This window comes from Caulobacter sp. ErkDOM-C (assembly GCF_048541825.1).
Taxonomy (GTDB): domain Bacteria; phylum Pseudomonadota; class Alphaproteobacteria; order Caulobacterales; family Caulobacteraceae; genus Caulobacter.
This window is the reverse complement of sequence record NZ_CP183332.1, coordinates 888,632-913,793: the sequence shown is the minus strand read 5'-3', so window position 1 is coordinate 913,793 and position 25,162 is coordinate 888,632. Positions and strand designations below refer to the sequence as shown.

22 protein-coding genes and 1 tRNA gene are annotated in these 25,162 nt (G+C 65.8%); 10 read left to right on the top strand and 13 right to left on the bottom strand.

Features of this window, described 5'->3' with window-relative positions; all coding sequences use genetic code 11:
• Positions 1-18: 18 nt before the first annotated feature.
• The gene (locus ACN2C8_RS04325) at positions 19-696 is read left to right on the top strand and encodes a nitroreductase (protein WP_419254607.1); all 678 of its coding nucleotides are present in this window, start codon (positions 19-21) and stop codon (positions 694-696) included.
• A gap of 166 nt (positions 697-862) precedes the next feature.
• A complete protein-coding gene (locus ACN2C8_RS04320; RefSeq protein WP_419254606.1) occupies positions 863-2,263 on the top strand; it encodes an MFS transporter in 1,401 nt (466 codons plus the stop codon).
• A 281-nt stretch (positions 2,264-2,544) separates the two neighbouring features.
• On the opposite strand, the gene ACN2C8_RS04315 is transcribed toward ACN2C8_RS04320, so the two are convergent.
• The 3 genes from ACN2C8_RS04315 to ACN2C8_RS04305 form a co-directional block, all read right to left on the bottom strand.
• On the bottom strand, positions 2,545-3,984 hold the full coding sequence (locus ACN2C8_RS04315) for a hypothetical protein (RefSeq protein ID WP_419254605.1): 1,440 nt from the start codon (positions 3,982-3,984) through the stop codon (positions 2,545-2,547).
• 89 nt (positions 3,985-4,073) lie between these two features.
• Complete coding sequence (locus tag ACN2C8_RS04310) at positions 4,074-7,136, bottom strand: TonB-dependent receptor plug domain-containing protein (protein WP_419254604.1); 3,063 nt, start codon at positions 7,134-7,136, stop codon at positions 4,074-4,076.
• A 38-nt stretch (positions 7,137-7,174) separates the two neighbouring features.
• Complete coding sequence (locus tag ACN2C8_RS04305; RefSeq protein ID WP_419254603.1) at positions 7,175-8,509, bottom strand: dicarboxylate/amino acid:cation symporter; 1,335 nt, start codon at positions 8,507-8,509, stop codon at positions 7,175-7,177.
• A gap of 259 nt (positions 8,510-8,768) precedes the next feature.
• On the opposite strand from ACN2C8_RS04305, the gene ACN2C8_RS04300 reads away from it, so the two are divergent.
• The 3 genes from ACN2C8_RS04300 to kynU all read left to right on the top strand — a co-directional run bounded on the left by ACN2C8_RS04300 (position 8,769) and on the right by kynU (position 13,279).
• Positions 8,769-10,592: a sensor histidine kinase gene (locus ACN2C8_RS04300; RefSeq protein WP_419254602.1), complete on the top strand. Its 1,824-nt coding sequence runs from the start codon at positions 8,769-8,771 to the stop codon at positions 10,590-10,592.
• A complete protein-coding gene (locus ACN2C8_RS04295) occupies positions 10,589-11,935 on the top strand; it encodes a sigma-54-dependent transcriptional regulator (RefSeq protein ID WP_419254601.1) in 1,347 nt (448 codons plus the stop codon). Before ACN2C8_RS04300 ends, ACN2C8_RS04295 begins: the two co-directional genes overlap by 4 nt.
• Positions 11,936-12,034: 99 nt before the next feature.
• Entirely contained in the window at positions 12,035-13,279 is a 1,245-nt protein-coding gene (gene kynU / locus ACN2C8_RS04290; protein WP_419254600.1) for a kynureninase, read from the top strand.
• 107 nt (positions 13,280-13,386) lie between these two features.
• Here the strand turns inward: kynU and ACN2C8_RS04285 are convergent, their stop codons facing one another.
• A complete protein-coding gene (locus ACN2C8_RS04285) occupies positions 13,387-15,126 on the bottom strand; it encodes a PAS domain-containing protein (RefSeq protein WP_419254599.1) in 1,740 nt (579 codons plus the stop codon).
• Positions 15,127-15,289: 163 nt separating this feature from the next.
• Between ACN2C8_RS04285 and ACN2C8_RS04280 the strand changes: the two genes are divergently transcribed.
• Complete coding sequence (locus ACN2C8_RS04280; protein WP_419254598.1) at positions 15,290-16,516, top strand: PQQ-dependent sugar dehydrogenase; 1,227 nt, start codon at positions 15,290-15,292, stop codon at positions 16,514-16,516.
• Positions 16,517-16,703: 187 nt separating this feature from the next.
• On the opposite strand, the gene ACN2C8_RS04275 is transcribed toward ACN2C8_RS04280, so the two are convergent.
• Positions 16,704-17,513 (bottom strand): MetQ/NlpA family ABC transporter substrate-binding protein, encoded by an 810-nt coding sequence (locus ACN2C8_RS04275; protein WP_419254597.1) that lies wholly within the window; start codon positions 17,511-17,513, stop codon positions 16,704-16,706.
• Between the two features lie 129 nt (positions 17,514-17,642).
• Between ACN2C8_RS04275 and ACN2C8_RS04270 the strand changes: the two genes are divergently transcribed.
• Complete coding sequence (locus ACN2C8_RS04270; RefSeq protein ID WP_419255813.1) at positions 17,643-17,891, top strand: hypothetical protein; 249 nt, start codon at positions 17,643-17,645, stop codon at positions 17,889-17,891.
• On the opposite strand, the gene ACN2C8_RS04265 is transcribed toward ACN2C8_RS04270, so the two are convergent.
• From ACN2C8_RS04265 to ACN2C8_RS04245, 5 genes are all read right to left on the bottom strand, one after another.
• The gene (locus tag ACN2C8_RS04265) at positions 17,888-18,262 is read right to left on the bottom strand and encodes a hypothetical protein (protein WP_419254596.1); all 375 of its coding nucleotides are present in this window, start codon (positions 18,260-18,262) and stop codon (positions 17,888-17,890) included. The two genes, ACN2C8_RS04270 and ACN2C8_RS04265, sit on opposite strands and share 4 nt — an antisense overlap.
• A gap of 9 nt (positions 18,263-18,271) precedes the next feature.
• On the bottom strand, positions 18,272-18,946 hold the full coding sequence (locus ACN2C8_RS04260) for a methionine ABC transporter permease (protein ID WP_419254595.1): 675 nt from the start codon (positions 18,944-18,946) through the stop codon (positions 18,272-18,274).
• Positions 18,943-19,941, bottom strand: a complete 999-nt coding sequence (locus ACN2C8_RS04255) for a methionine ABC transporter ATP-binding protein (RefSeq protein WP_419255811.1) — start codon at positions 19,939-19,941, stop codon at positions 18,943-18,945. Before ACN2C8_RS04255 ends, ACN2C8_RS04260 begins: the two co-directional genes overlap by 4 nt.
• Before the next feature lie 85 nt (positions 19,942-20,026).
• Complete coding sequence (locus ACN2C8_RS04250) at positions 20,027-21,307, bottom strand: amidohydrolase family protein (RefSeq protein ID WP_419254594.1); 1,281 nt, start codon at positions 21,305-21,307, stop codon at positions 20,027-20,029.
• A gap of 66 nt (positions 21,308-21,373) precedes the next feature.
• Positions 21,374-21,649: a c-type cytochrome gene (locus ACN2C8_RS04245; RefSeq protein ID WP_419254593.1), complete on the bottom strand. Its 276-nt coding sequence runs from the start codon at positions 21,647-21,649 to the stop codon at positions 21,374-21,376.
• 289 nt (positions 21,650-21,938) lie between these two features.
• Between ACN2C8_RS04245 and ACN2C8_RS04240 the strand changes: the two genes are divergently transcribed.
• Positions 21,939-22,022 (top strand) — tRNA-Leu (locus ACN2C8_RS04240).
• A gap of 13 nt (positions 22,023-22,035) precedes the next feature.
• Here ACN2C8_RS04240 and ACN2C8_RS04235 read toward each other — a convergent pair.
• Positions 22,036-22,803, bottom strand: coding sequence for a competence/damage-inducible protein A (locus tag ACN2C8_RS04235; RefSeq protein WP_419254592.1), 768 nt, complete (start codon positions 22,801-22,803; stop codon positions 22,036-22,038).
• 53 nt (positions 22,804-22,856) lie between these two features.
• Here ACN2C8_RS04235 and sfsA point away from each other — a divergent pair, with 53 nt between their 5' ends.
• On the top strand, positions 22,857-23,558 hold the full coding sequence (sfsA, locus tag ACN2C8_RS04230) for a DNA/RNA nuclease SfsA (RefSeq protein ID WP_419254591.1): 702 nt from the start codon (positions 22,857-22,859) through the stop codon (positions 23,556-23,558).
• 79 nt (positions 23,559-23,637) lie between these two features.
• Entirely contained in the window at positions 23,638-24,027 is a 390-nt protein-coding gene (locus tag ACN2C8_RS04225; RefSeq protein WP_419254590.1) for a hypothetical protein, read from the top strand.
• 17 nt (positions 24,028-24,044) lie between these two features.
• Here ACN2C8_RS04225 and ACN2C8_RS04220 read toward each other — a convergent pair whose 3' ends face one another.
• Positions 24,045-24,938 (bottom strand): fatty acid desaturase, encoded by an 894-nt coding sequence (locus tag ACN2C8_RS04220; RefSeq protein ID WP_419254589.1) that lies wholly within the window; start codon positions 24,936-24,938, stop codon positions 24,045-24,047.
• Complete coding sequence (locus ACN2C8_RS04215; RefSeq protein WP_419254588.1) at positions 24,935-25,129, bottom strand: hypothetical protein; 195 nt, start codon at positions 25,127-25,129, stop codon at positions 24,935-24,937. The genes ACN2C8_RS04220 and ACN2C8_RS04215 overlap by 4 nt, the downstream gene beginning before the upstream one ends.
• Positions 25,130-25,162: the final 33 nt, after the last annotated feature.

Here is a 25,162-nt window from a genome sequence, read left to right as displayed (position 1 = left end):
TTGGTTCAGGATACCCCTATGCAGTTTGACGACGTTATCCTCGGCCGCCGGAGCATCCGCGGTTACAAGCCCGACCCCGTTCCCCGGGCCCTGATTGAGGAAATCATCGGCCTGGCGATGCGCGCGCCATCGTCGATGAACACCCAGCCGTGGAATTTCTACATCATCACGGGCCAGCCGCTGGCGCGAATCCGCGCTGGCAACACCGAGCGAACCCTGGCCGGCGTGCCGCAGTCCCGGGAGTTTCGGACAGGCCAGGCCTTTGCCGGCCAGCACCGCGACAGACAGGTTGGGGTCGCCAAGCAGCTGTTCTCAGCCATGGGGATCGAGCGCGATGACAAGGATGCCCGCCAGGACTGGGTGTTGCGCGGCTTTCGCCAGTTCGACGCGCCGGTCTGTGTGATCGTCACCTATGATCGCGTCCTCGACGGCAGCGACGACACGCCGTTCGACTGCGGCGCGGTCGCCACCGCCCTGGTCAACGCCGCCTGGTCGCGCGGCCTGGGAGCGGTGATCAACAGCCAGGGCATCATGCAGTCCCCGGTGGTTCGAGAGCATGCCGGCATTGCCGACGATCAGGTGATCATGAAAAGCATCGCCCTGGGCTGGCCGGATGAGAGCTTCCCGGCCAATGCCGTGGTGTCCGAGCGCAAGTCGGTGGCGGAAGCGGCGGTGTTTGTCGGCTTCGGCGATTAGTAGCGGCTGCGGGGGTCCACAGCGCCGGTCCCCCCCGGGCTGTGAACTTGACTTTGGAGACACTGTGAAGCGAACCCGCCGCTCAATAACGGAGCCCGCTTCATCGGGACGGGCTTTAGCATGGCTCTTTCTGGTCAAGTTGCTAAGGTGACCCGAATGACGGGGGGTGTCGACTATCGGCGCTGATGGAACAAACAGCGGCCAAAGGCCCTTAGGAACTTGGCGCTTGGCGGCCTTCGCTCTGCCCTGCGTTCCGGTGGCGGCGATGCTCATGCCCGTCGTCGTCTATCTTCCCAATTACTACGCCACGGATCTGGGCGTCGGCCTGAGTGCTATTGGCATAGCCTTCGGCATCGTTCGACTTTTCGATTTGTGGCTGGATCCGACCCTCGGGTTCCTGATCGACAGGACGAACACGCGCTTCGGCCGGTTCAAGCCCTGGCTGGTGGCCGGCCTGCCCATTGCCGTCCTCGCGGTCTGGATGCTGTTCATGGCGCGGCCCGGTATCGACGGAAACTACATCCTGTTTTGGCTGGTCCTGGGTTTTCTGGGCCAGTCCATGGCCTCGATGGCGCACGTCACCTGGGCGGCCCGGCTGGCTCCGGAATATGGGCAGCGCGCGCGCGTGTTCAGTTGGTGGCAGGGCTTCACCGTCGCGGGCATGCTCATTGTGCTCGCCATGCCGCCGCTGATGAAAATCGGCTTCGGGCTCGATTACGGGCAGGGCGTGCGGGCCATGGGCTGGTTCGTTGTGTTGAGCCTGCCCGTGGCCATCCTTCTGGCGTTGTTGGCCATTCACGAGCCGGAGCCGCCGACGAACACCCAGCCTGCAACCTGGCGCCACTATCTGGATCTGATCCGCCGGCCGTCGATCATGCGATTGCTGGCCTCGGATATTCTTCTCGGAACGGGCCCGGTCATCGCCGGAACTCTGTTCTTCTTCTATTTTGACGCCATCCGCGGGTGGGACCGCTCCGAAGCGGGCCTGCTGCTGCTGCTCTATTTTATCGGCGCACTGCTTGGCGCGCCCCTTTGGGGGCGACTGGGACAGACGATCGGCAAGCATCGTGCCCTGGCCATCGCCGCAGTCGCCTATGCCGTCGCACAGGTATCGGTGTTGATCGCGCCAGAGGGCCTGGTCTGGGGGATCGTGACCATGATCCTCGCCGGCCTGCCCTACAGCGCGGGGCCAATACTGCTGCGCGCCATGATGGCCGACCTGGGTGACGAAGAGCGGCTCAGGAGCGGCGTGGATCGCAGCGGCCTCATGTTTGGTTTGCTGAGCGGGGCTGTAAAGATCGGCTCAGCGGTCGCGGTTTTTGCTTCTGTCAGCGCGCTGGAGTTTTTTGGGTTCAAGGCTGACCTGGGGGCCGAGAATGCGGCACTGGCACTCCTGGTTCTCTCGGTCAGCTTCGCCGTCGTGCCCGCCCTTTTGGCGCTTGCTGGCGCTGCCCTGATCGTCGGTCACACCATGGACAAGGCTGTGCACGATACGATCCGCAAGGCGCTTTTGGTGCGTGATGCCGAGCATACCTCAAGCGCATCGGCGCCTGGATCGCCGCCCTGAAGGCGCGCGCTCTTTAGGCGTGCGAGGAGCGGTCAGCTTAACCGCTCAGCGGCGACCTCTTAGCGCCGTACGGGTTGGGCGCGTTTGGCCGGTGGTTCGCCAAAAGGCGTCAGGAACAGGTTCCGGTCCGGGACGCAGCAGGTGGAACCGGGCGGCGCGATAATCGCTGTGGAGATCCGCCGCGAGCGCGTCGATTGCGAAGGCGAAGTGCTGGAATCCTTTGCATCAAAGATCCGAGACAAGGCTGCCCTGCTGAAACTCATCAGCAAAGCCCTGAAGCGTCACGGTCGCCCCAAGGTCGGCGGCCTTCGTCGAATGGAAGCCGCTCGCCGGTTGACGATGAGCCCCCTGCCCCAATCGCGCCTGGTGGAGACAAGTTGGCGTTGGACTGACACCACCAGCGGCTTTTGACGCGCATAGCTCCGGGTCGAAAGAGAGGGCGGAAAATAGTCGACGTTGAAATGGCAGGCCTCGCCATAGGTCGCCGTGGCCTCGGCGCAGCCGGCGGCCAATGTGGCGGGCGAAGGCTTTGCCCCCTGATCGATCCAGGTCGTCATGCCCCGCAGCAGGGCCGCGTACTGCGGCGTCGCCAGCTTGCTGTGCTCGTCCTCGTCGGTAAAGGACTGCACCAGCAGGTTCGAGGCTCCGGCCTTGGACACCGTGTCGCGGAACGCGTGTTCCAGTTCAACGAAGGCAGTCGGATCATTGATGGCGTGCATTGTCAGGGTCGGGACGGTCAGTTCGCCGGCCAGATCGCTATCCTCAGAGAGGCGTCTGACGCCCTCAGGGTCAGCGGCGAAGCGGGCGACGTTGCGATTGAGCCCAGCATCATCGTCCGAGCCGACATAGAGCACGCCCACGTTCGAGAATGGGTTCTTGCCGCCGAGCCGAAGGTTGACGATGTCGGCGAAGGTGAAGGTGGCCCAGGACAGGTGACTGTCCAGCGTCCGCTCAGGAATGCGGATGACCGCCAGAATGTTCTTTAGCGCTCTGGCCTGCTCAGGCGTGCGCTCAGCGACCGGTTTGTCCAACCCGGTGCAGGCGTTCAGGCGCTCGTCCAGATCCTTGTTCTTCAGCGTCGAGCCAACAGGCAGACCCTGCCAAAGGGGATAAGCCGGCTCGCCCGCTGCTGGATGGTTGCCACAATAATACTGGTAGACGGCCCGCAGATCGGCGCGGAAGTCGTAGGATCGGACGCCGCCCCCAACCACGCCATTGGTCAGAATGACACCGTCATAGACCACCTTGCCGTCTGCATCCTTGCCGTAGAGCTCGGCTGTCCGGACGGCGACGTTGGCGCCCCAGGACTGTCCGTGCAGCAGGGTGCGCTTGGGGCGGCCGAACTTTTCCCAGAAGATCTTGCGCAGACTGTCGGTGTCTGCGGCGGCGCTGCGTACGCCAAAGCCCGAGCGGCGATAGTTCGAACCGGCCCAGGCAAAACCCTCGGCCACGGTGACCGAGAAACGCTGCAGGTCGTCGATGGCGTCGTCCGGCTTGGGCGCTTTCAGACGTGGACCACCATGGGCGTGCACCACCAGAGAGCCGTTCCAGGCCTTGGGAATGGCAATCCAGTACCAGGCGCCATTTACGTCTTGGCCCGAAAGGCAGCGGGTCTCGGCAGGCAGGCCTTCGGGACAGGCCCGGGTCTCCTGAGCATTGACGCCGCCGGCCACGAGCATGAGACCCAGGGTCAGAGCGACGCGGCGAACGGCTTGGATCATCGACATCATCGGCGGGCGAACTCACTCGCGAAAGAATGGGCGACCGGTCGCGCTGCGGGGGAGCGAGACGACCGGTCGCAGCTCAACCGTCAGAACGACTTGCTGACGTTGAGATACCAGTAGCGGGCATAAGGACTATAGAGCGATCCGATAAAGCCGCTCGACGACAGGGGCGGATCCTTGTCGAAGATGTTGCGGGCGCCCAGTCGGAAGCGGGTCTCGGACAACAGGCCGTCCTGTTCCTCGAAGCTGTACTGTGCATAGAGGTTCGCGGTCGTCAGCGACTTGACCGTCCACGGCGTGCCGTCGGTAGCCAGGAAGTCGGTATCCAGAACCGAACCCGTGTAGATCACCGAAGCGCCGATCTGATACGGGCCGCCGCGCCAGGTCATGGTGCCCGTGCCCTTCCATTCCGGCTTGCCGTTCTTGCGCAACAGATCGCCCGGATCGGTCAGTGGCGTGGCCGGATTGATGGTTCGGGCCGCACGAGCGTCGAACAGCGCCTGGATCGGCGGCGCCAGGTCCTGGCTGAACTTGTCCATATAGGTTGCATCGATATTGACCGAGAAACGCCCGAAGCTCTCGGTGCGCTGGCTCCAGTTCAGGCCGACGTCGACGCCGCTGACCGTCTGGGGTTGCAGGTTCTTGAACTGGTCACGGATCTCCAAAATCTGGCCGACCGGCGCCAGGCCGGTGCCATTGAACAGGGCGACATCATCCACGGTTGGCGCCGCCCGGATGACATTGGCGTTGTTCGAGCCGCTTACCCGGGCCAGGTAATCCTGGACGGAGATGTTGGTCGATCCCAGCGTTCCGACAATGCCGTCCTGCTCGATCTGCCAGCGGTCAACCGTGAAGGTGAAACGACCGAAGCGCTCGGGGACGAAGGTCGGCTGAAGGACCAGGCCCACCGAATAGCTTTCGCTTTCCTCGGCCTTGAGGTCGGGATTGCCCGCCGTGGTGAAGCGGATGCCGACCCCGCGCGTGCAGGCGCTGAAGGTGGCGATGCGGCCGGCCTTGAGGTCGGCTTCGCAGCGGTAGAAGTCGGTTACGGTGTTGGTCCGTGAATAGCTGAACGGGTTGGTAGTCTCCAGGTTCGGCGCTCGGAAGCCCTGTTGCCACGAGCCGCGGACGCGTACGCCCTCGACGACATCCCAGGCAAAGGCGATCTTGGGCTTAGCGACCGACCCGAAGTCGCTGTACTCCTCGAAGCGGCCGGCCAGCTGTACGTCGATGCGCCGCACCAGCGGGATCTTCATCTCGGGCGAGACCAGCGGCAAAGCAAACTCGATGAAGGCCGAGCCGACATCGCGTGAGCCCTTGGTGCTGGGCGTGTCATTGACGCCCGTGACATTGCTTCTGCTGGTCAGGCCGGTGACGGGATCGGTGAACGGCGTGCGACCGTCGAGCATGGGGTCGCGGCGGTCCTGCTGGGTTTCATGGCGGAACTCGACACCGGCGGCGACGCCGACCTCTCCGGACCAGATCGTCAGCAGGTCGGGCTTGGAGACCTTGAAGTCGGCCAGGGTCAGGGTGGTGGTTGAGTGGCGCTTGAGCCGGAAACGGATCGCGTCCAGCGCAGCGGCGGAGCTGGGCGTGCAGTCGCGACCGCCCTCACCGTCAAGGCACCCGCCATTGAAGGGGTTGTAGGCATCGGGTGTCGACAGGGCCAGCTGGGCAGCCAGCTTGGCGCTGTCGATGCCGTCAGACTCGTCCTTTGCGTCGGCCTTTGAATAGAGCAGCGCCGAGTCCCAGGACCATCCGAGCTTCTCGCCCTTCAGGCCGGCGAGGAAGCGGGTCTGGTAGTTCTCCACCTCCACCTTGCTGGGGCCCAGATCGTTGAAGCGGTAGTTGGTGAAGGTCACCGCGCGGCCGGTCACCGGGACGTTGGTCAGGTTGGGCAACCGGTTGGGATTTGCCGCGCCATTGGCGAACGTGACCGGGCCGAAGGGGTTGAAATAGTTGCTGGCCGGCACGCCGATCGCCACCAGGCTGGTGCCCTGGGTCGTCAGGCCTTCGGATTGCGCATGATAGAGGCCGATCTCGCCGTAGGCGGTCAGGGTCTCGCTGAGATCAAGGTGGCCGTTCAGGAACACATTCTGGCGGCTGATCTTGGGCGCAACGGTCGTGGCGTCATTCTGCGGCGCGTTGTAGCGCAGAAAGTTGGCTGTGCTGCCGGTGGCCAGATTGCCCGACCCCAGGCAGAGGCCGTTGGCCAGTTGAGCCCCACAGCCGACGATATTGTTGGGCTGGATGTGACCAGAGCCGCCCGCCGTCGTCAGCGCCGTCGTGCCCTGCCGGATCACCCCGCCGGCCGCAACGACCGTGAAATTGGCGAAGGAGTTCTGGTTGCCACGGTTGTCGGGCGCGGCGCTGTCGGTGTAGCGCGGATCGCTGTCAAACAACGGGCGCAGGTCCTGGGTCGCCGTATAGGGGCGGTCGCTTGGCCGCTGGGCTGAGCGCTCGGTGAAGTTGGCGTTGATCGAGATATTGCCCCGCCCGTCGGCAAAGTTCTTGCCGCCGAAGATGTTGCCGCTGAACTCCTTGCGATGGGTGCCTTCGGCCCCGCCGTACTGAGCATCGACCGTCAAGCCGTCGAAATCGGTCTGCAGAACGGAGTTGACCACGCCGGCCACTGCGTCAGCGCCATAGATCGCGGCCGCGCCGTCACGCAAGATCTCAAGCCGCTCCAGGTTGGCGGTCGGGATGGCATTGGCGTTATAGCCCAACAGCGGCACGGTGCCCGACGACTGGCTGGTCGGGTGCGCAACCAGGCGGCGGCCGTTCAGCAGCACCAGGGTGTTGCCGACGCCCAGACTGCGGAGGTTGATCGAATTGACGTCGCCCCGCGTCGAGTTGCTGGTCTGGGCCGCGTTGCTGGGATTGATGAACACATCGCCCATGGCCGGGATGGCGCGGAACAGGTCGTCGCCCGAGACCGCGCCCGTGGCGGCGATCTGGGCGTTGTCCAGTACCGTGACGGGCAGCGAGGCCGTGGTCTTGGCGCCCTTGATCTGGCTGCCGACGACGACGATTTCGTCGACGCTAACGGCTTCCTCGCCGGCGGGCGCTTGTTGAGCGTGAGCAGCGGTCGCCAGCAAGGCGGCGAGGGCTGCGCCCTGGATCAGGCTGTGGCGGAACTTGGTGTGCATGTTTCTCCCCTGGATATCTTTTTCTTGTGGTCCGCGGTCTAGGGCGCGGAGGGCGCGTCGATGGCGACCGGCTTGGGCGGTGGCGCGTCCGGCGCCCCCAGCGCGATCTTCAGCTGGTCGACGTCGAGCGCCTTTTCCCAGCGCGAGACCACGATGGTGGCGACGGCGTTGCCGATGAAGTTGGTCAGGGCCCGGCACTCGCTCATGAAGCGGTCGACGCCCAGGATCAGGGCCATGCCGGCCACCGGCACCGAGGGCACCACCGACAGGGTGGCGGCCAGGGTGATGAAGCCAGCGCCCGTGACGCCCGCAGCGCCCTTGGAGCTGAGCATGGCCACGCCCAGCAGCAGCAATTGATCGCCCAGCGACAGATGCACGTTGCAGGCCTGGGCGATGAACAGCGCCGCCAGGGTCATATAGATGTTGGTGCCGTCCAGGTTGAAGCTGTAGCCGGTGGGCACCACCAGCCCGACCACGGACTTGGCGCAGCCGGCCTTTTCAAGCTTTTCGACCAGGCTGGGCAGCGCCGCTTCGGACGAGCTGGTGCCCAGCACCAGTAGCAGTTCGGCGCGCAGATAGCGCATCAGGCGGAAGATCGAGAAGCCGTTCAGCCAGGCCACCACACCCAGCACCAGCACCACGAAGGCGAACGAGGTCAGATAGAAGGTGGCCACCAGCCCGGCCAGATTGGCGATCGAGCCGATGCCGAACTTGCCGATAGTGAAGGCAAAAGCCCCGAAGGCGCCGATCGGTGCGGCCTTCATCACGATGTGAACCAGCTTGAAAAAGGCCTGGGCGACGTTTTCGAGGAAGTCGACCACCGGCCTGCCCGGCTCGCCAACCATGGCCAGCGACACACCAAACAGGATCGAGAAGAACAGCACCTGCAGGATCTCGCCCCCGGCGAAGGCGCTGACCACGGTGTCGGGAATGATGTGCATCAGGAAGCCGACGATCGACTGATCGTGGGCCTTGGACGCATAGGTCGCCACCTTGCCGGCGTCGAGGCTGGCGGGATCGATGTTCATGCCCGCGCCGGGCTGAACCACATTGGCGACGATCATTCCAAGGATCAGGGCCAGGGTCGAGAAGAAGAAGAAGTAGATGAAGGCCTTGCCGGCCACACGGCCGACCTTTTCCAGGTCGCGCATGCCGGCGATGCCGGTCGCGACGGTCAGGAAGATCACCGGCGCGATGACCATCTTCACCAACTTGATGAAGGCATCGCCCAGCGGCTTTAGGCCCTCGCCAACCGTCGGCCAGAAATGCCCGATCAGGGCGCCCAGCATGATGGCGACCAGCACCTGGGCGTAGAGCTGCCGATGCAGACCCTTTTTCTTCGGAGGAGCCGGCATGGTGGTGTCGATACGCATATTGCTTGCCCTGCGACCGTTGAAGGTCGCGCTCCCATCCCATGAAGTCCCTTGGTGTCGAGACCTGAAAGGACGATCATTTGTCGCCAGCGCTGGCGCAAGCGAATGACGAGTGTTTCCTATCCCTTTGTTCTTAAAAGAATTTACGCCAAGTGGGCCTGATGCGACCAGGGGTGGGCGAGCGCTTTTCCGCTCCGGCTCGCGAGGTTTTGTGCGTAAATCCACACAAGATGACGCCAAGCGACTTTGGGGAGTCTGGATGGTTCGACCGAAGGACCCCGAGACGCGACGCTGGCTGGTGTTCCTGGCCATCGCCATGGCCTTGACCGTCGTTGCGACCTTGATGGCCGGCGAAGTGGCGGGCAAACGGGTGCGTCAGGATCTGGCGCGCCAGGCCCAGTCGTCGGCCATGCTGCACGCTGCGGTGCTTCGCAGCGAACTCGACAAGCATCGCTCCCTGCCCTTCGTGCTGGCCCAGGACCCCGACGTCGCCTCGACCCTGCGAAACGGCGGTCCCGGCAGCATCGACGCTCTCAATCGCAAGCTGGAGACCCTCAGCCAGGGCACCGGCGCGGCGGTGATCTATGTGCTGGACGCCAAGGGCATGACGATCGCCGCCAGCAACTGGCGGATGCCGACCAGCTTCGTTGGCTCGCACTATGGCTTCCGCCCCTACTATCAGGACGCCCTGGCCAAGGGCGTGGCCGAGCTATTTGCCCTGGGTACGGTCAGCCGACGCCCTGGCCTGTTCATGGCGCGCCGGGTCAGTGATGCGACGGGCGTCGCGGGCGTCGTGGTGGTGAAAGTCGAGTTCGACGCACTGGAGGATGACTGGTCAGCCTCCGAGCCCGCCCTTGTCGCGGGCCCTGACGGCGTGGTGCTGGTCACCAGCATCCCGGCCTGGCGGTTCTCCGCCCTCGGTCCTCTTCAAATGAAGACCCAGAACGCCCTGCGCGCCAGCCACCAGTTCGGCGAGGCGGCGTTCCCGCCCTTGCCCCTGAGCACGACCCTGGTCGCGGGGGCCAAGCCGATGTTGATATCGGGAAGCCTGCCCAAGGCCTCGGCGACCCGCTTCATGGCCGCGAGCACGGCGGTGGGCGCCTCGGGCTGGACGGTCTTCACCCTGACCCCAACGGGCCCATCCCTGCAGACGGCGGTGACCGCGGCGCGGGTGCTGGCCCTGACCATCGCTCTGATCCTGTCGGGCCTTGGCGCCGTGCTGCTGCGTTGGCGAGGTCTATCGGCCGCCCGCGACGCGCGTCAGGAAGCGGCCAGGATCGAACTGGAAGGCCGGGTCGAAGACCGCACCGTTGAACTGCGTCGCGCCAACGACCAGCTTCTCGTCGAGATGGACGAGCGCCGCCGGGCCGAGGCTCATGTCCAGCTGATGCAGGACGAACTGGTACAATCCAACAAGCTGGCCACCCTCGGCCAGATCGCCGCCGGCGTAGCCCATGAGATCAACCAGCCCGTCGCTGCCATCCGCACCTATGCCGACAACGCCGCCGTGTTCCTGGACCGTCAGCAGAGCGATCCGGCGCGCGCCAACCTTGCCCTGATCGCCGCGCTGACCGACCGCATCGGCATGATCACCGACGAGCTGCGATCGTTCGCCCGCAAGACCAACGCTCCGCCCCAACCCATGCGCCTGGGCGACGCCATCGACGGCGCCCTGCTGCTGATGGGCGCGCGCCTGCGCCAGTACGATGTCGCGGTCGAGCGCTCCGGTGAGAACGAGGACCAGCTGGTGCTGGCCGAGCGCTTTCGGCTGGAACAGGTGCTGGTCAATCTGCTGCAGAACGCGGTCGAAGCGATGGAGGGCGTCCCCAATCCTCGCATCGCGCTGCGGATCGTCCTGCGCCGAGGCCAGGTGCTGTTGCTCGTCAGTGACAACGGTCCCGGCGTCAGCGAAGCGGCCGCCGCCACGCTCTTCACGCCGTTCGCCACCACCAAGCTTCGCGGCCTGGGCCTGGGCCTGGTGATCTCGCACGACATCGTCGCCGAGTTCGGTGGCGACCTCAGGCTGGAGACGACCGCCACGCCCGGCGCAGTCTTCGTCATCACGCTTCGGAAAGCCAAATGATCCCCGAACTCTTGGTCAACCAGGTCGCCTTCATCGACGACGACAACGACCTTCGGGCCGCTAACATTCAAGCGCTGCAACTGGCCGGCTTCGACGTACTGGCCTTCGCCTCGGCCGAGGCGGCGCTCAAGGTTGTCGGGCAAGACTTCCCCGGGGCCGTGGTCAGCGACATCCGCATGCCGCGCATGGACGGCCGCCAGCTGTATCGGAAGCTGAAGGATGAGGATCCCGATCTGCCGGTCATCCTGATCACCGGCCACGCGGATGTCGCAGAGGCTGTGGAGGCCATGCACGAGGGCGTCTATGACTTCGTGGCCAAGCCCTACGCCGCCGACCGCCTGATCGCCAGCATTCGGCGCGCGCTGGAGAAACGCCGGCTGGTGCTCGACAACCGCCGCCTTCGCGCCACGGCCGACAGCGCTCAGGCCGACTGGCCGCTGATAGGCCAGACACCCGTCATGGACCGCTTGCGCGCCACGCTGCGCCAACTGGCCAACGCCGATGTCGATGTGCTGCTGGAGGGCGAAACCGGGGTCGGCAAGGAACTGGCCGCCCGCGCCCTGCACAATTGGGGTCGGCGGCGCCATCGCGAGTTCGTCGCCGTCGACTGCGCCGCGCTTCCGGCGGGCGCGCTGAGCAGCGAACTCTTCGGACACGAGCTTGGCGCTTTCGATGGAGCGGTTCGCCAACGGGTCGGGCGCATCCAGCAAGCCGACCGGGGCACGCTGTTCCTCGACGAGATCGAGACCCTGACACTCGAGGCCCAGGGCAAGTTTCTGCGGGTTCTAGAGGAGCGCGAGGTTACTCCCCTGGGCTCCAACCAGGTGCGAACCCTGGACCTTCGCGTCGTCGCCGCCGCCCAGACGGACCTGTCCGGGGCGGTGAAGGCGGGGACATTCCGAGAAGATCTCTTCCATCGCCTGGACGTCGTGCGCCTCCGCATCCCCCCGTTGCGCGAGCGGCGCGAGGATATCCCGCTGCTGTTCGCCCACTTTCTGGCCCGCGCCTGCGAACGGCTCAACGGCCCGCCGCCAGTGATTGACGACCAGGTGCGGTGGCGCCTTCACAATCACACCTGGCCCGGCAATGTTCGGGAGCTGAGCCACTACGCCCAACGTGTCGCCCTTGGCTTGGCCGGCGAAAACGGGATAGGCGTAACGACCGAGCTTGCGCCCTTGCCCGAGCGCGTCGCGACATATGAGGCTCGGGTCATCGAGGAGACGTTGGCCGCCAATGCGGGCGATATCCGCTCGACGCTGGAGGTGCTGCGCATCCCCCGCAAAACCTTTTACGACAAGGTCGACCGACACGGCATCGACCTGACTCGCCACCGTCGAAAGTAGTCCAGCGCGGTGGCGCTGTACGCGTCTGGGCCGGCGCCGAAACCTAAAAGGGCGAGCGTCCGGCATGACGGCCTCCACCTTTGCGCCTATAGCGGGGCCATGTCAGACTCTCTCTCCCGCGCCGCCGCTGAGGCGATGGACGCCGCCGATCCGCTGGCCGCCTTCGTCGCCGAGTTCGCCTTGCCCGAGGGCGTGGTCTATCTGAACGGCAACTCGCTGGGCCCCGCGCCCAAGGCCGCCCTCGCGCGCGTCGCTCAGTCAGCGCAAGAGGAATGGGCCGATGGCCTGATCACCAGCTGGAACAAGGCCGGGTGGTTCGCCCTGCCCTATCGCCTCGGCGATCGTCTGGCCGGCCTGATCGGCGCGGGCCCGGGCGAGGTCGTGTTGACCGACGGGACCAGCCTCAATCTCTTCCGCGTCGTCTCCGCCGCCCTGGCCATGCGTCCGGATCGCCGGGTGATCGTCATGGAAGGCAGCAACTTCCCGACCAACAATTACATGGTCCAGGGGTTGATCGAGTCGCTGGGCAGGGGTCACCAGATCCGCTTCGCCGAGAAGGACGCCATTGACGCCGCCATCGACGACGATGTCGCCGCCGTGGTCCTGACCCAGGCCCACTACAAGACCGCCCACGTCCTCGACATGGCAGGGATCACCGCCAAGGCTCACGCCCACGGCGCGCTGGCGATCTGGGACCTGTGTCACAGCGCCGGCGCCATGCCGGTCGACCTGAACGGCTGCGACGCCGACTTCGCCGTCGGCTGCACCTACAAGTACCTGAACGGCGGGCCTGGCAGCCCGGCCTTCCTGTTCGTCGCCAGCCGCCACCAGGGCGCGGCGGCACAGCCCCTGACCGGCTGGTGGGGCCACGGCGCGCCGTTCGCCTTTGACCGCGACTATCGTCCCGCCGAGGGCATCGGCAAGATGCTGACCGGCACCCAGCCGATCCTCAGCATGGTCGCCACCGAAGCCGGCATCGACATGACCGAGCGAGCCGGGACCACGGCCATTCGCGCCAAGTCGCTGGCTCTGGGCAAACTGTTCCAGGACCTGATGGCGGCGCGCCTGCTCGACGCGGGCTTCGTGCTCGGCAGCCCGGCCGATCCCGCCGAACGCGGCGGCCACATCGCCTATGACCACGCCTCGGGCTATCCGATCATGAAGGCCCTGATCGCGCGCGGCGTGATCGGCGACTTCCGCGCGCCAGCTACCATGCGTTTCGGCTTCGCGCCGTTGCACCTGCGCTTCGTCGATGTCTGGGACGCGGTCGACCGGCTGGTCGAGATCATCGACAAGCAGATCTGGCGCGAGCCGGCCTACGCCGCCGTCGACGCCGTTACCTGAAGACGAGGCGGCGCCTGGCGCCCTCGTCCGCTCGGGCCAATGTGGTTTGGCAGCTCATGAGCTCGGCATCGGCGCGCCTCATAGCGGCTCCCGGCCAGCGCGGTTGGTCAGTCCGTCAGCACGATCGGCACCACCGCTTCAACCCCGTCGGGGGCGAAAAGCAAGGTGGGGCGGCCGCCAAGGTCGGCCGCCAAGCCGCCGTCCAACAGGCGCGAGCCAAAGCCCTTGCGGATCGGCGGCGAAACCGGCGGACCGCCATGCTCCTTCCAGCGCAGCTTGACGTTTCGCCCGTCCTCACTGGGTTCCCATACGATGTCGACGCGCCCCTCGCTGGTCGAGAGCGCGCCATACTTGACCGCATTGGTGCTCAGCTCGTGCAGGGCCAGGGCGAGCGCCAGGGCGGCTGACGGCCCCAGACGGCCAGCTGGTCCGCTGACGTGAATGCGCGTGGCGTCCGGGCCGACAAAAGGCTGGATCGCGCCCAGGACGATATCGTGCACGGCCGCCCCCTCCCAGCTTTCGCGGGTGAGGATATCGTGGGCTACAGACATCGCCATGATCCGATCCAGCAGCAACTCGCGCGCCGCGCCGACGGTCTGGCCTTCGCGCAGGGTCTGGCGGGCGATCGATTGCACCGACGCCAGCGTGTTCTTGACCCGGTGATTGAGCTCGTTGATCAGCAAACGCTGACGGGTCTCGGCGGCGCGCAAGTCGGTCAGATCGATGGCCAGGCCGACATAACCAAGAAAGCCGCCCGTGGGGTCAAAGCGCGGCTTGGCGGTGACAAACATCCAGCGATATTCGCCGTCGATGCGCTTGAACCGCGCCTCGAACGTATAGGACGACAAGGTCTCGCGGGCAGCCATTCGAGCCCTGGCCACCTGGAGCAGATCGTCGGCGTGGATCAGCTGGATCCAGACATCGCCCAGCAGGCTGCCCGCCTGTATGCCAGCGATCTCGACAAAGGCCTGGTTGACGAACTCGACGCCGCCGTCGATGCCGGTGATCCAGACCGGCGCGGGCGCGGAATCGGCCATACCGCGAAAGCGCGCCTCACTGTCGCGCAGGCGGTCCTCGGCGGATTTGCGCTCGGTGACATCGACCAGCACACCCAGCAGGGTCTGGCCCAATCCGGTCGCGCCCAGCTTGATCTCGGCGCGCAGTTGATACCAGCGCCAAGCGCCATCCAACCGGCGGTAACGGAACTCGACCTCGAGGAAACGCTCGCCGCGTTTCCAGGCCACCTGTGCCGCACGCGCGATGCAGCCCACATCTTCGGGCTCGAATCCGCCACGCAGCGCTTCGAGGCTGGGCTGCGCATCCTCGGGAAAGCCCAGCAGGCGATAGAGTTCAGGTGAACCGCTCACCCGCTCGGAGGCGACATCATACTCCCACACCGCCATGCGGCCGGCGTCCAGCGCCCGCTGCAGGCGATCGCTGGCCCGGCGCTCGGCCTCCTCCAGCCGCTTGCGGTCGGTGACGTCCTGCAGGGAGCCGATATAGCGCACCGCCCGTTCGACGCCCTCGACCTGAGCGAAGATGGCTTCACCATGCGCGACCACATCGCGTACGGCGCCGTCGGGCCGAACGATGCGATACTCGTAGACCGCCCGCATGCGGAGCGCCGGATCCAGAGCCTTGGCCGCCATGTCAGCCGCGTGAGCGCTGTCCTCGGAGTGGGTAAGGGCCCAGACATCTTCGATGGTGATCGCCTGGTCCGGATCGAAACCGCTGATAACGCGCGCCACCGGCGAATAGACGATCTGATCCGTCAGCAGGTCCCAGTCCCATATGCCGATGCCGGCGGCGCGGGTGGCGATTTCCAGCCTGATTTCGCTGTCGTTCATGCGGCTCTGGTGGCTTTCCGACGTCGCGGCGCTCGACAGAATCGATGATGACCGAAGCGATGCAAGGCGTCACCCCGCGCCCTGCACAAACCTTGCTCACCCAAGCCGCGGTCGGTCGAGGATTGAGATTGCCGAGCCCGACGGCTCGTTTAAGGTTCGCCCCATGCAAACGCACCTTCTCCCCCTCCTCGCCCTGGTCATGTGCGCCTGTGGCCCCGCCCCCGACGCCCCAGCGGCTCAGGATGGTTCGAGCCCGCCGGTCGAGACCCGGGCCGCCAATGCGCCCGACCAGAAGCCCGCCTTCGCCGGCCAGACCCGCGCGCCCAGCCAGGCGCTGGGCGTGACCTATAGCGTCGAGACCGTGGTCGGCGGCCTGAACCACCCCTGGGGTCTGGCCTTCCTGCCGGACGGGACCAGGCTGGTTACCGAACGCGCCGGACGACTGCGCCTAGTGGGCGCCGGTGGCCAAATGTCGACACCCGTGGCCGGCCTGCCTGCGGTCGATGCCAGCGGCCAGGGCGGCCTGCTGGATGTGGCGGTCGATCCGAACTTTGCCAGCAACGGCCGGATCTACTGGACCTACGCCCAGGCCGGCGACGGCGGCAACGGCACGGCGGCGGCGCGCGGCAAGCTGATCAACGGCCCCTCCCCGCGCGTCGAAGGCGTGCAGGTGATCTGGAGCCAGACGCCCAAGCTGAACTCCAGCCTGCACTTCGGCGGCCGCCTGGTCTTCGCCAAGGATGGCACGCTGCTTATCACCACCGGCGATCGCTCCATCCAGGAAGGCCGCATGCAGGCCCAGCGCCTGGACGGAACCCTGGGCAAGGTGATCCGCATCAATTCCGACGGCTCGATCCCCTCGGACAATCCCTATGTCGGCAAGGCTGGCGCAAGGTCGGAGATCTGGTCCTTGGGCCACCGCAATCTTCAGGCCGCTGCGCTGGATCCCCAGGGCCGGCTCTGGACCGTGGAGCACGGCGCCAAGGGCGGCGACGAGCTGAATCAACCGGAGGCGGGCAAGGACTATGGCTGGCCGACCGCTACCTATGGCGAAGAGTATTCCGGCAAGCCAATCGGCGACGGCATCACCGCCAAGGCTGGTCTAGAGCAGCCGGTCTACTACTGGGATCCGGTCATCGCCCCTTCGGGCATGGCCTTTTACCAGGCCGATCTGTTCCCCGCCTGGAAGGGCAGCGTGCTGGTCGGCGCGCTGCGTGGGCAACACGTCGCGCGTCTTACGCTGAAGGATGACAGGGTGGTCGGTGAAGAGCGCCTGTTCACAGAGCTCGACCAGCGCATCCGCGATGTTCGCGTCGGCCCCGACGGCGCGCTCTACCTGCTGACAGACGCGGACGATGGCAAGCTGCTGCGGGTGGTCCCCAAGCCCTAGGGTCTGGGGCATGTGCGCCGACGAGGCGGCGGTGACGCGGGGCTTTCCCTGTCACCCCGCCTGATCGACCCACTCTCCAGGCCCTAGAGCGTTATTCGGCGAAGTGGATATCGGTTCGCCGCCGAAATAACGCGTCGAAACAAGAATCTAGAGCAAACGACATGATCCAATCATAGCGACCTTTGCTCTAGAAGGCCGGCACCACCGCGCCTTGGTACTTCTGGGCCATGAACGCCGCGACTTCAGGCGTCGTCAGTGCGGCGGCCAGTTTCTGGACGCGCGGGTCGTCCCTGTTGTCGGGCCGGCCGACCAGATAGTTCACATAGGGGCTTTTGCTGTCCTCGATCAGCAGGGCGTCCTTGGACGGGTTCAGCTTGGCGTCGAGGGCGTAGTTGGTGTTGATGATCGCCAGGTCCACCTGGTTCAGCACGCGCGGCAGGGTCGCGCCTTCCAGTTCCTTGAACTTCAGCCCCTTGGGATTGGCGGCGATGTCCTTGAGGCTCGACAGCGGATTGGCTGGGTCCTTCAGGGTGATGACATTGTTGCGCGACAGCAGCAGCAGGGCTCGGCCCTCGGTGCTGGCGTCGTTGGGGATGGCCACGGTCGCGCCCTGCGGCAGCTCGGCGATCGACTTGTACGTGGCCGAATAGGCGCCGATCGGCTCGATGTGGACGCCCTTGATTGCGATCAGGTTCGTGCCCTTGTCCCGGTTGAAGGTCTCCAGATACGGCAGCGTCTGGAAATAGCTGACGTCGATCCGCTTCTCGGCCACCTGCGTGTTGGGCTGGACATAGTCGTTGAAGACCTTGATCTCGATCTTCAGGCCCTGGGCGGCCAGCTTGGGCTTGATGAACTCCAGCACCTCGGCGTGCGGGATGGCCGTGGCCGCGACGGTCAGGGTGTCGCTGCCTGGGCTCGAAGCGGCGGGCTTCTGACCGCAGGCGGACAGCGCCAAAGCGGCAAGACTAAGGGCGACGAGTGCGCGGCGGACGGCCATGAACGGCTCCTTAAGACGATAAACCGAGTAGGGCTTTGCCCGGTTTCCACGCTTCAATGAAATCAGATTTCCTGATCAGGCTAGAGGGATCGCTTGACCCGCCCGACGAACCGGCCGCCTGAGTGGCGGATGGCCAAGGAAACCGTCTATATCGTGCAAGCCTATATCGCCGGGCGCGGCAAAGGCTTGAAAGCCGAGCAGCAGATCGGCTGCAAGGACGCCGCAGAGGCGCGCCGCAAGGCAGAGCGCCTGGCCCCGCTGCGCGAGGGCGTGGTGGCCTTCGCCGCCTCCGCGGATGTCGAGCTGGGCGACTATGACGAGAACCCCGAAATCCTGTTCAAGGCCGGCCGGCTGCCGTTCCCGTTCGACCAGGCCTAGTCTTCGTCGTTGGCCGGCCCCTCATCGGCTGACGCGTCGGGTGATCCGTGGATCGCCCAGTTGACGACGAAGTCCGGCGTATCACCTTCGAGACTCGTGACACCAGGTTCTGCGGCAAGGATATTGGATGTCTGGGGCGGCAGGGCATAGGTGTCGCCGTCGTGTTCGCCCAGAAGATCGAGCAAAATGCCGTCATGGTCGTCGGCCTCGATGACCACGCCGAAGAACTGCTGGCGCTCGGTGACCTCGCCCTCGTCGTCGAGAAAGGTCAGGCCGACCAGCAGGGTCTTGCCGATCAGGGCCTTGGCGAAGGCCTCGTCCCAGTGCTCTGGGGGTGCCTCGGACAGGATGGGGATGTAGTTTTCGGTCATGCACACCTTCTAGCGATGTGAAACCCGGCGCACCACCGTGTCGCCGACCATCTGCAGCGCCTGCACCAGGATCAGCAGCAGCACCACTGTGACCACCATCACATCGGTCTGAAAGCGCTGATAACCGAAGCGGATGGCCAGATCGCCCAAGCCCCCTGCCCCGACCACGCCGGCCATGGCGGTGTAGGACACCAGGGCGATAGCCGTCACCGTGGCGGCGGCGATGATCCCCGGCATGGCCTCGGGCAGCAGGGCGCCCAGCACCACCTGCCGGCGCTTGGCGCCCATGGCGAAGCTGGCTTCGATCACGCCCTTGTCGACCTCGCGCAGGGCGGTCTCGACCAGTCGCGCAAAGAACGGCGCGGCGCCGGCCACCAGCGGCGGGATCGCGCCCTGCACGCCCAACGAGGTGCCGACCAAGGCTACGGTCAGCGGGATCATCACGATCAGCAGGATCACGAACGGCACCGAGCGCAGGATATTGACCAGCAGCGACAGCAGGCCGTTGGCGGCGCGGTTCTCCAGCATCTGGCCCTTGCCGGTCAGGAACAGGATCACGCCCAGCGGCAGGCCCAGAACGACGGTCAGGACCATCGAACCGCCCAGCATGGTCAGGGTGTCGAGGGTCGCCTGGCCGATCTCGGCCCAGTCCACATTAGAGAAGGCGATATTCGAGACGCTCATCGGGCGGTCTCCCCGGACAGTTCATCCACCCGCACGCCCTCGGCCTGGAAGCGGGCGATGGCCGCGCCGACGTCGCCGCCGGTCAGGGCCAGGGTCAGCTGGCCATAGGGCGTCTCGCGCAGGCGATGAATGCGCCCGCCGAGGATGGAATAGTCGACGCCCGTGGCGCGGGCCACCTCGCCCAGCACCGGCTTGTAGGTCGCCTCGCCCTTGAAGGTCAGCCGTACGACGCGGCCAGTCAGAGCGGCGCCGGCGGCCGGCTCGCCATCGGCCTCGCGCACGAAGCGGCGGGCCGTGGCGCTGGCCGGATGCAGGAAAACGTCCTCGACCGGCCCGGTCTCGACCACACGCCCGGCCTCCAGCACCGCCACCCGGTCACAGACGCGGCGCACCACATCCATCTCGTGGGTGATCAGCACGATGGTCAGGCCCAGTTCGCGATTGAGATTGGAGACGAGCTCGAGGATCTGCTCGGTGGTCTCGGGGTCCAGAGCGCTGGTGGCTTCGTCGCACAGCAGAATCTTGGGGCCTGTGGCGAGCGCCCGGGCAATGCCCACGCGCTGTTTCTGGCCACCCGAAAGCTGGGCTGGATACTTGGCGGCGTGATCAGACAGGCCGACACGCGCCAGCAGCTCGGCGGTTCGCGCCTTGACCTCGGCGGCAGGACGGCCGGCCAGCTTCAGCGGAAAGGCGACATTGGCGGCCACGGTCTTGGACGACAGCAGGTTGAAGTGCTGAAAGATCATCCCCACCCGGCGACGCAGGGCGCGCAAGCCCTCGACGCCCAGCGTTGTGACGTCGTCCCCGTCCACCACGACGCGACCGCCGGTTGGCTTTTCCAGGCCGTTGATCAGCCGGATCAGGGTGGACTTGCCGGCGCCCGAAGCGCCGATCACGCCGAACACCTCACCGGCCTTCACCGACAGCGATACCTCGCTCAGGGCGGCATGCCCCCCTTTTGCATAGATCTTGGAAACGGCCTCAAAGGCGATCACGGCGTCAGGCATCCCGGGCTGGCGGCTCCGTGGCGGAGCGTTGGCCCGTAACTAGCGATCCCGACGCCGTTTTCCCAGAGGTGTCTCAGGGCTGGCGCACCACTGCCCCGCCCTTCATCACAAAGATCGGCTTTTCCAGCGTGGTCACGTCGGTCAGCGGATCGCCATTGACGGCGATGATGTCGCCATAGCGACCCACGGCCACCTGGCCGACGTCCTTCTCCTGGCCCAGCGCCTGGGCGGCGTTGAGCGTGGCCGACTGGATGGCCTGCAGGGGGGTCGCGCCATAGCGAACCATCACGGCGAACTGCTTGGCGTTCTGGCCGTGGGGATAGATGCCGGCGTCGGTGCCCAGCACCATCTTCACGCCCGCCTTGACGGCCTTGCGGAAGTTCTCGCGCTGCACGTCGCCGATCTCGCGGTCCTTGCGCAGATTGTCTTCCAGCACGCCGTTCTTCTTGCCCTCGGCCTGGGTGTAGTCGGTGTTGTAGATGTCCATCGAGAACCAGGCGCCCTTCTGGACGGCCAGCTTGATGCCCTCGTCATCGACCAGGCTGACGTGTTCGATGGTGTCGACGCCCGCTCGGATGGCGTCCTTGATGCCCGCCGCGCCGTGAGCGTGGGCGGCGACCTTCAGGCCCCACATGTGGGCCTCTTCGACGATCGCGGTCATCTCGGCCAGGGACAGCTGCTGCTGGCCCGGCTCGGTGTTGCGCGAGAAGACGCCGCCGGTGGCGCAGATCTTGATCACCTGGGCGCCGTACTTGCGCACCTCGCGCACCTTCTTGCGCCCCTCATCGGGACCGTCGGCGACATAGGGGCCCTTCTGGGCCATCGAGGCCGGGAAGTAGGTCGAGTCGCAATGGCCGCCCGTCGCGCCGATCGAATAGCCGGCCGTGACGATCCGAGGGCCAGGCACATAACCCGCGTCAATGGCCTCGCGCAGGCCCACGTCGTTGAACCGATCGGCCCCCAGATTGCGGATGGTCGTGAAACCGGCGTCCAGCGTCGCCTTGGCGTTGGCCGTCTGGACCACGCTCCAGAAGGCGTCGCTGTATTGCAGGCTGTTGTAGCCGCCCACCTCAGCCAGGCTGTCAATGTGGACGTGCATGTCGATCAGGCCCGGCAGCAAGGTCGCGCCTGGCAGATCGATCAGCTTGGCGCCGGCCGGAACAGCCAGCTCGCCCTTCTTGCCGACCGCCGTGATGCGGCCGTCCGTGACGATCACCATCGGATTGTCGACATACTTGCCCGACGCCACGTCCAGCATCCGCGCCGCACTGACGGCCTCAATCTGCGCCGCCTGGGCTGATGCGCCGGCGCAAAGCGCGCCCATGATCGCCAGAGCCTTGATCCCAACCCGCATGTTCCGTCCCCGTCCTTGATTCAGGACGTCGACGCTAGCACGAGATCGTCCGGCGTCGAGGGTGGATCAGTAGGACCTCGGCGGCATCTGGATGCTTTCCAGATAGGCGATCAGATCCTTGACCTGATCGGCTTCCAAAGCGATCTGCGGCATCTGCGGGTGACCCGTCGAGATCCCTTCAGCGAAGGCTTCCTGCAGATGGGCGACCGGATAGCGCTGGCTCAGGGTGCGAAACGGCGGAGCCGGCGAAAGACTGCTCTGACCCGAGTTGCCGACCGCATGGCAGGCCGCGCATCGCGTCTCGACCAGCACCTTTCCGCGCGCCACCGGGTCCGCGGCCATGACCGGGATCGCGGCGGTCGTCTCTACACCCGGCCTGGGCGAAACGGAGCCAGCGCAGCCCGCGACAAGTAGAAAACTCACGATCAACAGGCGGCGCACAGCAGTCTCCGGAACAGGACGCGTAAGCCATCATTCAGCATGACGACTTGCAAGCTTTGATCCTGGTCAAGGTGAGGCTAGCACGCCAGCACTCGACCCGGACCGCCCTTCGCGCCGGTTTTTCAGCCACCGCCGCGCCCAGCGCTCTCGACGGGGAAACCCCAGTCGCGTAAGGCCGTCCCGCTACCCCGGGGACATGGCGGAATGGTAGACGCGCCGGACTTAAAATCCGTTGGAGCAATCCGTGTGGGTTCGAGTCCCACTGTCCCTACCAAGGCCTGAAGACCTCAGACCTCCGGCGCGATCCGCTCGATCCTGGCGGCGCCCGCTTCAGTCAGCGCCGCGACCAGTTCCTCGACCGCCGTGTCCACCTCGACCGGATCGCGTCCGCGCACGACCAGGTTGGCGCCATAGACATCCGGCGGCGAGAAGAACGGATAGCTGCCAAGCGACATATCGGGATGGGCCTTGGCCACCGCCTCCAGCGGGGCGGCGATCAGGCCCTCGCCGGAACCCGTGACGCGGACAGTTCGGCTGATCACCACCGCTCCGGTGCGCAGGCGCGGACCGACATCGCCCAGCATGCCGCGCATGATCGCGGGCACACCGGCGAGCACGAAGACGTTCTCGATCTGGAAGCCCGGCGGGCCCTGCACGGGGTTCTTCACCAGGGTTCCGCCCTCGGGCACGTGGGCCATGCGGCGGCGGGCGGCGTTGGGCTCGCCCCAACGCTCGCGCAGCAGGGCCATGATCTCGGGATGCTCGGGCGCGCTCACCCCGAAGGCCTTGGCGATCGAGTCGGCGGTGATGTCGTCGTGGGTCGGGCCGATGCCGCCGGTCGTGACGACATAGTCATAGCGGCTGCGCAGGGCGTTGACCGCATCGACGATCTCCTGCTCGATGTCGGGCACCACCCGCGCCTCGGCCAGATCGACGCCGTAGGTCGCCAGATACCTGGCGATAGCGCTGAGATTGACGTCCTGGGTGCGCCCCGAGAGAATCTCGTCGCCGATGATCAGCACCGCCGCCGTCACCCGATCCTTGCTGGCCGTCATCGCCGCGCTCCCCTACATCGCATCATCATTCTCTGATCCGACTTAGGGCCGCCATGCTGCTCCCGCAACCGCTCGTTCGCGGCCGACTTGTGCAACGCTACAAGCGCTTCTTCGCCGACATCGTCCTGGACGACGGCCGGGCGATAACTGCCCACTGCCCAAACCCCGGCGCCATGCTGGGCGTGAACCTTCCGGGACAGGGCGCCTGGGTGTCGTGGTCAGACGATCCCAAGCGCAAACTGCCCTGGTCGCTGCAACTGGTGGAGACGGACGGTGGCCTGGTTGGCGTGAACACCATGCTGCCCAACAAGCTGGTGGCCGAGGCCCTGGCCAACGGCGCCATCCCCGAACTTTGCGGCTACGCAACGATCCGACCGGAGGTTCGGTACGCCGAAGCGAGCCGGGTGGACTTCCTGCTGACCCACCCGGACCGGCCGCCCTGCTGGCTGGAAGTCAAGAATGTCCACCTCTCCCGCACGCCGGGTCTGGCAGAGTTCCCCGACTGCGTGGCGGCGCGCTCGACCCGTCACCTGGCGGATCTTGCGGCCCAGGTGGCGTCCGGCGATCGGGCGGTGGCACTTTTCGTGGTTCAGCGCATGGACTGCGATAGCTTCAAGGCCTGCGAAGATCTCGATCCAGCCTTCGCGCGCGGCCTGACCCAAGCGGTCGGAGCCGGGGTCGAGGTGCTAGTCTATGCGTGCGCAGTGACAACCCGGGACGTTCGGATCGCGCGACGCGTCCCCCTGGCGCCTTAACCGACATGACGGCGAATTAAGCTGCAATCGGCTCGCATCTGACTAACCCTGCGCCTCGAACTCCGGGGGACCACCGCACATGAAATTCTCGACCCTGACGGCCGTGTGCGCCGTCCTGGCCCTCTCTGCGTGCGGCGCATCCTCGGATGGCAAGGAAAGCGGCATGATGACGGCCGCGCGGGCGGTCTTCGCCTTCAAGGCCTGCACCGACAAGCTCGAGGAGCAATTCGGCCTGGGTCCTGTCGTCGGGGTGAACTCAAACGACATGCACCCGGTCGCGCTCGGCAAGCCCGGTGAATGGGACGTGACCTTCACCGCCGATGTCACCGAAAAGACCTCGGGCCGGGTGACCCGCTACAAGGGCGTGTGCCGTGTACGCCGCGACCGGCCGACGACCCTGGAGGCGCGCTTCCTGGAAGAGCTAAAGCCCGCCACCACGCCGGGTGAGGCTCGCCGCGTCAATCACTGAACCGCCGGCCCGCTCGCCTACAGCGCGCCCAGGTCACAACCTCGGGCCTTCAGGATGGGCCGCATCGCCCAGTAGGCTGCCGGGGTCCGCATCAGTGGGATGCGCGGATAGAGATGGTGGATGATGTGGAACTGCATCCCCATGGTCAGAATATTGCCCAGCGGACTTCTGAAGGCCCGGGTATCGCGATAGCGGCCGATCGCCTTGGCCGGGTGGTGCGGGGCGAAGCTCAGGAAGTACTGGATGTAGGTGGCCGCCAACTGGCGCGGCAACCACCAGATCAACGCCGCCTCGATCGCGTGGCCGCTCCAGGCCAGAGCGAACAGGATCGAAAAATGGCCTAGCCGATAGACGACGGCGGAGAGCATCGCGCGGCGGGCCTCGTCGGTATCCAGCCGCATCAGCGTCTCACCATAGGCCTTGTCCCCGGCGCCCGACGGCTGGCGGTTGGCAATGGTCCGGCGCAGGAAATCCAGGGTGCCTTTGGCATGGGTGCTGTAGTCCGGATCGAAGTCCGGATGGTTGGCGTGCTTGTGGTGCTCGTAGTGGGTCAGGCGGGCCACGTCATAGGGCAGCACCAGGGACAGGGTCGAGATATGGCCCACCAACTCATTCAACCAGAACAGCGGCTGACCTTCTCGGGCGATGATGCGGTGCTGGGCTTCATGCGAGGGCAGATAGCTCAGGGCGATACTGACGGTTGCGATCGGAAAAGCCGCCCAGAGCGGCAAAAACCCTGACAGGGTCAGGGGCCAGAGCGCAAACCAGAGCGCGGTATTGGCCAGGGCCCAGGTCACGGAGCCCCAGGGCACGCCGCCCAGATAGGCTTCGGCGACCGTCTTTTCGAGCTTGATCAGGGCCCGCTCGTCGAGGCCGGCGACCTCGGTGTCGGTGAGGGTCGGGGCGCTCATATCCAGCGCCCCTTCAGGGTGGCGAAACCGCCCCACAGTCCGCCGACCACCAGACCCAGCACGAGGGGCGTCAGGCCATTGGGCAGGGTCCATCCGAAACGCTCGATGATCTGCGCCAGCAGGGGTGCCAGGAATCCAAGTCCGAACAGCAGCGGCATGACCTTGAACAGGCCTGTCATAATCTGCTGCATGCTTGCTTGCCTTCCCGTTTTGGCCGGTCTGAA

Excerpts from the sequence above, each read along its gene's own strand:
- ACN2C8_RS04225 (WP_419254590.1), top strand. The coding sequence starts at position 23,638 with ATGAAATTCTCGACCCTGACGGCCGTGTGCGCCGTCCTGGCCCTCTCT.
- ACN2C8_RS04295 (WP_419254601.1), top strand. The coding sequence starts at position 10,589 with ATGATCCCCGAACTCTTGGTCAACCAGGTCGCCTTCATCGACGACGAC.
- kynU (WP_419254600.1), top strand. The coding sequence starts at position 12,035 with ATGTCAGACTCTCTCTCCCGCGCCGCCGCTGAGGCGATGGACGCCGCC.
- ACN2C8_RS04215 (WP_419254588.1), bottom strand. The coding sequence starts at position 25,129 with ATGCAGCAGATTATGACAGGCCTGTTCAAGGTCATGCCGCTGCTGTTC.
- ACN2C8_RS04265 (WP_419254596.1), bottom strand. The coding sequence starts at position 18,262 with ATGACCGAAAACTACATCCCCATCCTGTCCGAGGCACCCCCAGAGCAC.
- ACN2C8_RS04250 (WP_419254594.1), bottom strand. The coding sequence starts at position 21,307 with ATGCGGGTTGGGATCAAGGCTCTGGCGATCATGGGCGCGCTTTGCGCC.
- ACN2C8_RS04260 (WP_419254595.1), bottom strand. The coding sequence starts at position 18,946 with ATGAGCGTCTCGAATATCGCCTTCTCTAATGTGGACTGGGCCGAGATC.
- ACN2C8_RS04280 (WP_419254598.1), top strand. The coding sequence starts at position 15,290 with ATGCAAACGCACCTTCTCCCCCTCCTCGCCCTGGTCATGTGCGCCTGT.
- sfsA (WP_419254591.1), top strand. The coding sequence starts at position 22,857 with ATGCTGCTCCCGCAACCGCTCGTTCGCGGCCGACTTGTGCAACGCTAC.
- ACN2C8_RS04275 (WP_419254597.1), bottom strand. The coding sequence starts at position 17,513 with ATGGCCGTCCGCCGCGCACTCGTCGCCCTTAGTCTTGCCGCTTTGGCG.
- ACN2C8_RS04220 (WP_419254589.1), bottom strand. The coding sequence starts at position 24,938 with ATGAGCGCCCCGACCCTCACCGACACCGAGGTCGCCGGCCTCGACGAG.
- ACN2C8_RS04305 (WP_419254603.1), bottom strand. The coding sequence starts at position 8,509 with ATGCGTATCGACACCACCATGCCGGCTCCTCCGAAGAAAAAGGGTCTG.
- ACN2C8_RS04245 (WP_419254593.1), bottom strand. The coding sequence starts at position 21,649 with ATGGCCGCGGACCCGGTGGCGCGCGGAAAGGTGCTGGTCGAGACGCGA.
- ACN2C8_RS04235 (WP_419254592.1), bottom strand. The coding sequence starts at position 22,803 with ATGACGGCCAGCAAGGATCGGGTGACGGCGGCGGTGCTGATCATCGGC.
- ACN2C8_RS04315 (WP_419254605.1), bottom strand. The coding sequence starts at position 3,984 with ATGATCCAAGCCGTTCGCCGCGTCGCTCTGACCCTGGGTCTCATGCTC.
- ACN2C8_RS04310 (WP_419254604.1), bottom strand. The coding sequence starts at position 7,136 with ATGCACACCAAGTTCCGCCACAGCCTGATCCAGGGCGCAGCCCTCGCC.
- ACN2C8_RS04300 (WP_419254602.1), top strand. The coding sequence starts at position 8,769 with ATGGTTCGACCGAAGGACCCCGAGACGCGACGCTGGCTGGTGTTCCTG.
- ACN2C8_RS04285 (WP_419254599.1), bottom strand. The coding sequence starts at position 15,126 with ATGAACGACAGCGAAATCAGGCTGGAAATCGCCACCCGCGCCGCCGGC.
- ACN2C8_RS04270 (WP_419255813.1), top strand. The coding sequence starts at position 17,643 with ATGGCCAAGGAAACCGTCTATATCGTGCAAGCCTATATCGCCGGGCGC.
- ACN2C8_RS04325 (WP_419254607.1), top strand. The coding sequence starts at position 19 with ATGCAGTTTGACGACGTTATCCTCGGCCGCCGGAGCATCCGCGGTTAC.